Source organism: Micromonospora sp. NPDC049089 (genome assembly GCF_040648775.1).
GTDB lineage: Bacteria > Actinomycetota > Actinomycetes > Mycobacteriales > Micromonosporaceae > Micromonospora.
The window spans coordinates 41,006-47,867 of record NZ_JBEZEH010000020.1 but is presented as its reverse complement, the minus strand read 5'-3'; the positions used below and the strand labels follow the sequence as shown (position 1 = coordinate 47,867).

Sequence of the window (6,862 nt, the reverse complement as noted above, 5' to 3'; positions counted from 1 at the left end):
GGGGCCCCGTCCCGCCCCGGCGGGGCCCCACCACCCGCTCCTGAGCCTCCAGATCCGGGACAAACCCCTCGTGCGCCAAGGCTCGGCGATCGACCGATGCTGATCGGCCCTTGATCGATATGGCACGTCCCGGCGGTGCGCTACCGTCTTAGCGACCAGTCCGCAGCGAAGCCGGTGCTCATCCCGGCGCTGTCCCGCAACTGTGATGCCCCACCGGTCGGTGGGGACGAGCCAGGTCGCCTACGGATCGGTCGCGAAACGCGCTCTCGAGGAAGGGCGCCTCGTGGGCGGGCGTACGAAAGTCCCTGTCGGCGAAGCACCACACTCCTCGACCGACAGGAGGCCCCTATGAACAGACGTACCCCTCGGATCTTCGCGGCGACCCTCGCGGTCGCCGCGCTCGCCCTCGGCGCCTGCGCCGAGAAGACCGATGACAAGCCGAGCGCCGGCACCGCTGCCGCCGCGTACCCGGTCACCGTCGGCGCGCTCACCCTCGACAAGCGCCCCGAGAAGATCGTCGTGCTGTCGCCCACCGCCACCGAGATGCTCTTCGCGATCGGTGCCGGCCCGCAGGTGACCGCCGTCGACGACCAGTCGAACTATCCGGCCGACGCGCCCAAGACCGACCTCTCCGCCTTCCAGCCCAACGCCGAGGCGATCGCCGGCAAGAACCCTGACCTGGTGGTTCTCTCCGACGACCGCAACAAGATCGTTGAGCAGCTCGGCAAGCTGAAGATTCCGGTGTACCAGACCCCGGCGGCGGTCACGCTCGACGACTCGTACCGGCAGATCACCGAGCTGGGCACGCTGACCGGTCACGCCGACCAGGCCACCGACGTCGCCACCCGGATGAAGGACGACATCGCCAAGCTGGTCAAGGACCTGCCGCAGCGCGCCGAGAAGCTCACCTACTTCCACGAGCTGGGCCCGGAGCTGTACAGCGCCACCAGCAAGACCTTCATCGGCTCGCTCTACAGCCAGGCCGGCCTGACCAACATCGCCGACCCGGCCGACGCGGACGGTAAGAACTTCGGCTACCCGCAGCTGTCCCAGGAGATCATCGTCAAGGCCGACCCGGACTTCGTCTTCCTGGCCGATGCCAAGTGCTGCCAGCAGAGCGCCGACACGGTCAAGGCGCGCAGTGGCTGGGCCGGCCTCACCGCGGTGAAGAACAACCAGGTCGTCGCCCTCGACGACGACATCGCCTCCCGCTGGGGCCCACGGGTAGTGGACCTGCTCCGGGTCATCGTCGACGCGGTCGCCAAGGTGCCCGCGTGACCGTCGTCCGTCGGTGACCGGGCCGCGACAGGTGTCCGATCCGGCACCAACCGGTCAGCCGACCGAGCCGCCGCCGTCATCCCCGCGGGCCGAGCCACATGCCACGGCCCGGCCCGCCGGGCTGCGGTCCACGGCCCGGCCCGCCGGGCTGCCGTCCGGGGCCCGGCCCGCGGGGCTGCGCATGCGGTGGCTGGTCGCGGGCCTGGTGGCGGTGCTCGTCGCGCTCGTCGTCGGGGTATCGCTCGGCCCGGTGAGCCTGCCCCCGGGCAGCGTTGCCGCCGAGCTGCTCAACCTGCTTCCCGGGGTGCACCTCGACAGCGGGCTGACCGAACGTGAGATCGCGATCGTCACCGAGCTGCGCCTGCCCCGGGTGGTGCTGGGCCTGCTCGTCGGCGGTCTGCTCGCCCTCGCCGGTGGTTGCTACCAGGGCGTGTTCCGCAACCCGCTGGCCGACCCGTACCTGCTCGGTGTGGCCGCCGGCGCCGGCCTCGCGGTCACCGCGGCGATCGCCCTCGGCGGCGCCGGCCGGCAGGGCACGCTCTCCGGGTTACCGATGACCATTCCGCTGGCCGCGTTCGCCGGTTCGCTGCTCGCCGTCACGATGACCTACGTGCTTGGCGCGGCCGGTGGGCGACGCGGGTCACCGGCCATGCTGATCCTGGCCGGGGTGGCGGTCTCCGCGTTCCTCTCCGCCGGGCAGACGTACCTCCTGCAACGCAACGCCGACACCATCCAGCCGGTGTACTCCTGGTTGCTCGGCCGGCTCGCCACCGCCGGTTGGCACGACGTGCTGCTGGTGCTGCCGTACGCCGCGCTGACCACCGTTGTGGTGCTGCTGCACCGCCGCGAGCTGGACGTCCTCGCGGTCGGCGACGACGAGGCGAGAAGTCTGGGCCTGCACCCGCAGCGCACCCGATACCTGTTGATCGCCGCCGCCTCGCTGGGCACCGCCGCGGCGGTCTCCGCGACCGGCCTGATCGGCTTCGTCGGCATCATCGTGCCGCACACCGTCCGGCTGCTCGCCGGGTCCAGCTACCGGGTGATCCTGCCGATGTCACTGCTGTTCGGCGGCGCGTTCCTGGCGCTGACCGATGTGGTGGCCCGCACCGCCGCCGCTCCGTCCGAGCTGCCCATCGGAGTGGTGACCGCCCTGCTGGGCGGCCCGTTCTTCGTCCTCGTGCTGCGAACCGCCCGGCGAGCGCTCACGTGAGCCACGAACCCGCCGCCGGCACGCCGGCCGTCGAGGTGCGCGAGTTGCACGTCGACCTCGGTGGCACGCCGATCCTGACCGGCGTCGACCTCACCGTCGCCGTCGGCGAGTGGGTCACCGTGATCGGCCCGAACGGCGCCGGCAAATCCACCCTGTTACGCGCCGTCGGCGGCCTGCTGCCCGCGCCGAAGGCGATCACTCTCTTCGGTACGCCGAGTGCCGCGCTGCGCCGTCGGGACCGCGCCCGGATAGTGGCCACTGTGGCGCAGTCCCCGGTGGTGCCGCCCGGCATGTCGGTGCTGGACTACGTGCTGCTCGGCCGCACCCCGTACATCCCGACCCTGGGCCGGGAGTCGACAGCCGACGTCGACGCCGTGCACGAGGTGCTGGGGCGGTTGGACCTCGCCGGCTTCCACCGTCGCGAACTGGCCACCCTCTCCGGCGGCGAACGGCAGCGGGTGTTCCTCGCCCGCGCGCTCGCCCAGGGCGCGACGCTGCTGCTGCTCGACGAGCCGACCAGCGCGCTCGACATCGGCCACCAGCAGGACGTGCTCGAACTCGTCGACCAGCTGCGCCGCGAGCACGGCCTGACCGTCCTGGCCACGATGCACGACCTCTCCCTGGCCGGGGAGTACGCCGACCGGATGGTGATGCTCGCCGCCGGTCAGGTGGTGGCCGCCGGAACTCCGACCGAGGTGCTGACCGAGGAGCTGCTCGCCACCCACTACCGGGCCAGCGTCCGGGTGGTCCCCGGCTCCCACGGCCCCCTGGTGGTCCCCGTCCGCCCCACCCGCCCCTGAGCACGCGCCACCCGGCCCTGAGCACGCGGGCGCTGGGTCAGGGGCCCAGGTCGATGACGGAGAAGAGGGCGCCCTGGGGGTCGCGGAGGGCGGCGAAGCGGCCCGCGGGGATGTCGCGGGGCGGGACCAGGATCGTTCCGCCCAGCTCGGCGGCGCGGGCCGCGGCGGCGTCCGCGTCGGCAACCGCGAAGTACACAGTCCAGTACGCGGGCAGGTCGGCCGGGAAGTCGTCGGCCAGCGGCGGCATCATCCCGGCGACGATCTGCGTCCCGAGCCGCCACCCGGTGTACGTCATCGCGCCCACCGCCTGGTCGTCGGGCTGCCAGCCGAACACCAGCTCGTAGAAGACCTTCGCGCCCTCGGGGTCGGGGGTGACCAGCTCGTTCCAGCTCATCGCGCCGGGCACGTTGAACACCTCGGCACCGGCCATGGTCAGCGGCTGCCAGACGCTGAACGTGGCACCGGCCGGGTCGGCGAAGACCGCCATCCAGCCCCTGTCGAAGACCTCGAACGGTGGGACGACGACCTGCCCGCCGGCCCGTTCGACCCGCCCGGCGACCAGCTCGGCGTCGTCGGTGGCGAGGTAGGTCGACCAGATCGGGATCTGGTCCGGGATCGCGGGCGGGCCGGCGCCGGCCACCGGCTTGCCGTCGAGCAGGAAGACCGTGTAGCCGCCCGCCTCGGGTTCCGGGGTGACCCGGCCGGTCCAACCGAACAGCTCCGGGTAGAAACGCCGCGCGTCGGTCAGGTCCGGGGTGGCCAGGTCGGCCCAGCAGGGCGTACCCGGCGGGACGGTGCTCACGTCAAGACCCCTTTCGGCCCGGCGGCCACGGCGGCCCCCTGCCGGAATCCTGGCACCGTCCCGCTGCAGCCCGGGGCGGAAACGGACGAATCGTCAGCTGAACCGGCGACCCTCGTCCCGTCGGTACGCCCAACCGGCGAGCGCGGCGAGCAACACCACCCAGACACCGAGCATGATCAGTGCCAGCGGCTGCACGTCGTAGTCGGCCACCGACGCCCACATCAGTTCGGCAGCGCCCCGGGTCGGCAGGTACGGCGCGATCGTCTCGATGAACCCGGGCGCGTCGCCTGGCGCGGAGAGCAGGCCGCCACCGAACGCCAGCGGAAGGAAGACCACCTGCGCCACCACGATCGCCGCCTTGCTCGGCAGCGAGTAGCCGATGGCGAGCCCCATCAGCGTGAACGGCACCGAGATGACGGCCACGGTGCCGACGGTCAGCAGGAACGCCGCCGGGGTGATCTGGGCCGCGGTCAGCGTCGCGCCGATCACCACGACCGGGATCAGCGACAGGTAGGTCAGCGCCAGGCCGGCCAGCACGCGGCCCGCGAACCGGGGCGCCGGCCCGGCCGGCAACGTCCGGGTGTACGGGTTCCAGGGCTGGTCGCGGTCCTCGGCGACACCGACGCCGTACTGGAAGATGTTGGCGCTCATCACCGAGAAGGTAATCATCGACGCGGTGGCGTAGGTGGCACCGACCTGATCGTCACCGGCGAAGGGCACCACGAAGAAGATCATGGCGGCGGCCGGGAAGAAGGCGCTGCCGAAGACGGCCACCGGAATCCGGATGATCTCCAGGAGTTGGTAGCGGGCGTGGACCAGGGCGAGCTGCACGGTCGCCTCCTCAGACGGTGGTGGGTAGGCCGCCGGCAGCGGCGGTGGGTCGGCCGGCGCTGGTGGGCGCGTCCCCGGTGGGCGCGTCGCCGCCGGGCGCGGTCCCGGTGGGCGCGTCGCCGCTGGTGATGGCGAGGAACGCCTCCTCCAGCGAGGTCGGCCGTACCTCCAGGTCGGTGAACGGGGTCCGGGCCGTGACAAGCGCTCGGACCAGTTCGTCGGCGTCGGTGGTGAGCAGGTGCAGCCGACCGTCGACCCGTTCGGTGCGCACCACCCCGGGCAGGTCGGGCAGGTGGTCGGCGACCAGGCTGACCCGCCGTACGCCGACGATGCCGCGCACCGCGTCCACCGTGTCGTCGGCGAGCACCCGGCCCTGCCCGATGACCACCACCCGGTGCGCGAGCGCCTCCACCTCCTCCAGGTAGTGGCTGCTCAACAGCACTGTGCCGCCGTCGGCGTGAAAAGCCCGGATCGCTTCCCACAGGGTGTGCCGGGCGGCCACGTCCAGGCCCGTGGTCGGTTCGTCGAGCAGCACCAACCGGGGTCGGCCGACGAACGCCAACGCCACCGCCAACCGCCGACGCTGCCCCCCGGAGAGGCCCCCGGTCTGCCGTCGGGCGAGGTCACCCAGGCCGAACTGGTCGAGCAGTTCACCGCGGGGCACCGGGTCCGGGTAGTGCGCGGAGACGAAGTCGACGACCTCTCCGACGCGGAGCGTGCCGGGCAGGCCGGTCTCCTGCGGGGTGACCCCGATCTGCCGCCGGCTCGCCGGGTCGCGGGGGTCGCCACCGAACAGCTCGACCCGCCCCGAGCTGGGACGGCGCAGGCCCACCAGCAGGTTCATCAGGGTGCTCTTGCCGGCGCCGTTCGGCCCGAGCAGGCCGACCAGCTCACCGGCCTTGACTTCCAGGTCGACGCGGTCGAGCGCGAGAACGTCGCCGTACCGGCGGCTGGCCTGGTCGGCGCGGGCGAGGGTCATGACTGCTCCTTCGACGGGGTGGGGTCGAGCAGGGCACGAATCGACTCGGTGTACTCCTCGAACGCCAGCCGGCCTCGCCGGCTGAGCCGGACCAGGGTCGCGGGGGTGCGTCCACGGTGGGTCTTGCTGATCTCCACGTAGCCGGCGTCCTCGAGCTTGCGCAGATGCACCGAGAGGTTGCCGGCGGTCATCGCGAGCAGCTCCTGCAAGCGCGGGAACGCGATCTTGTCGCCGTCGTTGAGGGCGGAGAGGCTTGCCACCACCCGCAGCCGGGCCTGTGCGTGAATGACCGGATCCAGCTCGGTCACGGCTGCTGTCGCTGTCGCTGCCGCCGCCGGGCGAGCGCGCCGGCCACCAGCATTCCGCCACCGCCGGCCAGCGCCACGATGAGCGGGTGCCAGCCCGGCCCGGCGAACGCCCCGACCAGGTTGATCACGCTGATCCAGACGCCCAGCCGGAACAGGTCCTGGTCCAGCCAGACCGCCCCGCCGGCCATGTGCAGCGCACCGGTCAGCCCGACGGCGGTCGCCGACCAGAGCAGCGCCGCCAGGTCGTGCGGCAGGTGTTCGGAGATCCGGCCCAGCCCTGCGTAGACGCTGACCGTTCCGAGCGCCCAGGCGTACCCGTACCACTTGCCGCGCCGGGCGGAGTCGCCGGTCACCTGGCCGTAGGCCCGCATGCTGACCACCGCCTGGGTTGCTCCGGCGGCCGCGAGCAGTACGAAGAGGACGGTCAGCGGCAGCCAGCTCGGCAGTGCTACCAGCGCCCGGTCACCCGGGGGGAATCGCAGGAAGAACAGCCCGAAACCGACAAGCCAGGCGACACCCCACGGCCAGTAGAGCAGGCGGGCGTCGGGGTCGAGCTGGCGTGCCGTCGCTGACCGCTGGTCCTGGATCAGCCGGAGCGCCGCCGCGGCGTCAGTGGGTGGTGAATCATCGTCGAGGTCCACGCAAACTACTTTA

Annotated in this window: 8 protein-coding genes; 3 read left to right on the top strand and 5 right to left on the bottom strand. The window is 72.2% G+C overall.

Annotated features, from left to right (window positions below; all coding sequences use genetic code 11):
• The first annotated feature begins 348 nt into the window (after nucleotides 1–348).
• From AB0B48_RS06210 to AB0B48_RS06200, 3 genes are all read left to right on the top strand, one after another.
• Entirely contained in the window at nucleotides 349–1,278 is a 930-nt protein-coding gene (locus tag AB0B48_RS06210) for an ABC transporter substrate-binding protein (RefSeq protein ID WP_357196638.1), read from the top strand.
• Between the two features lie 181 nt (nucleotides 1,279–1,459).
• Nucleotides 1,460–2,488: an iron ABC transporter permease gene (locus AB0B48_RS06205; RefSeq protein ID WP_357196635.1), complete on the top strand. Its 1,029-nt coding sequence runs from the start codon at nucleotides 1,460–1,462 to the stop codon at nucleotides 2,486–2,488.
• Nucleotides 2,485–3,288 carry an ABC transporter ATP-binding protein gene (locus AB0B48_RS06200; RefSeq protein ID WP_357196632.1) on the top strand — a complete coding sequence of 268 codons (804 nt, stop codon included), beginning with the start codon at nucleotides 2,485–2,487 and terminating at the stop codon, nucleotides 3,286–3,288. Before AB0B48_RS06205 ends, AB0B48_RS06200 begins: the two co-directional genes overlap by 4 nt.
• Before the next feature lie 37 nt (nucleotides 3,289–3,325).
• Here AB0B48_RS06200 and AB0B48_RS06195 read toward each other — a convergent pair whose 3' ends face one another.
• The 5 genes from AB0B48_RS06195 to AB0B48_RS06175 form a co-directional block, all read right to left on the bottom strand.
• Nucleotides 3,326–4,090: a VOC family protein gene (locus tag AB0B48_RS06195; RefSeq protein ID WP_357196629.1), complete on the bottom strand. Its 765-nt coding sequence runs from the start codon at nucleotides 4,088–4,090 to the stop codon at nucleotides 3,326–3,328.
• A gap of 93 nt (nucleotides 4,091–4,183) precedes the next feature.
• Nucleotides 4,184–4,921 carry an ABC transporter permease gene (locus AB0B48_RS06190; protein WP_357196626.1) on the bottom strand — a complete coding sequence of 246 codons (738 nt, stop codon included), beginning with the start codon at nucleotides 4,919–4,921 and terminating at the stop codon, nucleotides 4,184–4,186.
• Between the two features lie 10 nt (nucleotides 4,922–4,931).
• Entirely contained in the window at nucleotides 4,932–5,900 is a 969-nt protein-coding gene (locus AB0B48_RS06185) for an ABC transporter ATP-binding protein (protein ID WP_357196623.1), read from the bottom strand.
• Nucleotides 5,897–6,208 (bottom strand): transcriptional regulator, encoded by a 312-nt coding sequence (locus AB0B48_RS06180; protein ID WP_357196620.1) that lies wholly within the window; start codon nucleotides 6,206–6,208, stop codon nucleotides 5,897–5,899. Before AB0B48_RS06180 ends, AB0B48_RS06185 begins: the two co-directional genes overlap by 4 nt.
• A complete protein-coding gene (locus AB0B48_RS06175; protein WP_357196617.1) occupies nucleotides 6,205–6,849 on the bottom strand; it encodes a transporter in 645 nt (214 codons plus the stop codon). The genes AB0B48_RS06180 and AB0B48_RS06175 overlap by 4 nt, the downstream gene beginning before the upstream one ends.
• Nucleotides 6,850–6,862: the final 13 nt, after the last annotated feature.

What these genes read in the sequence shown, in the direction of transcription:
- AB0B48_RS06210 (WP_357196638.1), top strand. Translation starts at nt 349, where the DNA reads ATGAACAGACGTACCCCTCGGATCTTCGCGGCGACCCTCGCGGTCGCC.
- AB0B48_RS06205 (WP_357196635.1), top strand. Translation starts at nt 1,460, where the DNA reads ATGCGGTGGCTGGTCGCGGGCCTGGTGGCGGTGCTCGTCGCGCTCGTC.
- AB0B48_RS06185 (WP_357196623.1), bottom strand. Translation starts at nt 5,900, where the DNA reads ATGACCCTCGCCCGCGCCGACCAGGCCAGCCGCCGGTACGGCGACGTT.